The sequence below is a fragment of the Planifilum fimeticola genome (assembly GCF_003001905.1).
In the GTDB taxonomy this organism is placed as follows: Bacteria; Bacillota; Bacilli; order Thermoactinomycetales; family DSM-44946; genus Planifilum; species Planifilum fimeticola.
On sequence record NZ_PVNE01000072.1, the window covers coordinates 1 to 1,079 of the forward strand.

General features: G+C 57.2%; 8 tRNA genes and 1 rRNA gene. All 9 read right to left on the reverse strand.

Annotation, left to right across the window (positions count from 1 at the left end):
- Positions 1-210 precede the first annotated feature (210 nt).
- A tRNA-Gly gene (locus CLV97_RS17760) sits at positions 211-285 on the reverse strand.
- A 5-nt stretch (positions 286-290) separates the two neighbouring features.
- Positions 291-366, reverse strand: a tRNA-Lys gene (locus CLV97_RS17765).
- 9 nt (positions 367-375) lie between these two features.
- Positions 376-450, reverse strand: a tRNA-Gln gene (locus CLV97_RS17770).
- 5 nt (positions 451-455) lie between these two features.
- Positions 456-541 (reverse strand) — tRNA-Tyr (locus tag CLV97_RS17775).
- An 18-nt stretch (positions 542-559) separates the two neighbouring features.
- A tRNA-Val gene (locus tag CLV97_RS17780) sits at positions 560-635 on the reverse strand.
- Between the two features lie 46 nt (positions 636-681).
- A tRNA-Glu gene (locus CLV97_RS17785) sits at positions 682-757 on the reverse strand.
- Positions 758-761: 4 nt separating this feature from the next.
- A tRNA-Thr gene (locus CLV97_RS17790) sits at positions 762-837 on the reverse strand.
- Between the two features lies 1 nt (position 838).
- Positions 839-913 (reverse strand) — tRNA-Asn (locus CLV97_RS17795).
- Between the two features lie 73 nt (positions 914-986).
- Positions 987-1,079, reverse strand: a 5S ribosomal RNA gene (gene rrf, locus CLV97_RS17800); the annotation flags it as partial.

Here is a 1,079-nt window from a genome sequence, read left to right on the forward strand (position 1 = left end):
AGAGTAACAGAGCAATGCCTCCTTACTGCCGTTTGCCAAAACATCAAGAAAATGGCCTTGCTCCTTTGGAAGAGGAACAATGGGCCCCAAGGCGGGTCCTTTATCCGTCTGTTCTTCTCTATTTTCTTCCAATTAGCATACAAACCCAGCGGTTTTTCCGCTGGGTTTGTCAATAGCCTCAGCCTTCGCTAAACGCGAAGGCTTTGCGTTTGGAGCGGAAGACGGGATTCGAACCCGCGACCCCCGCCTTGGCAAGGCGGTGCTCTACCCCTGAGCCACTTCCGCATAAGTGGTGAGCCATCCAGGACTCGAACCTGGGACACCCTGATTAAAAGTCAGGTGCTCTACCAACTGAGCTAATGGCTCGTGGCAAAATGGCTGGGGAGGTAGGGATCGAACCTACGCGTCACGGAGTCAAAGTCCGTTGCCTTACCACTTGGCTACTCCCCATCGGTTGGTGGAGGGGGTAGGATTCGAACCTACGAAGGCATACGCCAGCGGATTTACAGTCCGCCCCATTTGGCCACTTTGGTACCCCTCCACGGTGTTCCCCAGCCTGTGGTGGACGGTGACGGGCTCGAACCGCCGACCCCCTGCTTGTAAGGCAGGTGCTCTCCCAGCTGAGCTAACCGTCCGAATGAAAGTCGGGGGCGAGGCAAGTTCCCCAACCCCCAACTCGTCTGGTGACCCGTAGGGGATTCGAACCCCTGCATGCCAGCGTGAAAGGCTGGTGTGTTAACCACTTCACCAACGGGCCACGCTGGAGCTCCCAACCAGACTCGAACTGGTGACCTCTTCCTTACCATGGAAGCGCTCTACCTGCTGAGCTATGGGAGCATGGCTCCTCCGGCAGGACTCGAACCTGCAACCTACCGGTTAACAGCCGGGCGCTCTACCATTGAGCTACGGAGGATCATCCGCCTCACGGCAACGTTTAGTATACATCAAAGCGCGGCGGATATCAAGATGAAATTTTTGGGGAATCCGCCTGGCAGCGTCCTACTCTCCCGGGGGCTCCCGCCCCAAGTACCATCGGCGCTGGAGGGCTTAACTTCCGTGTTCGGAATGGGAACGGGTGG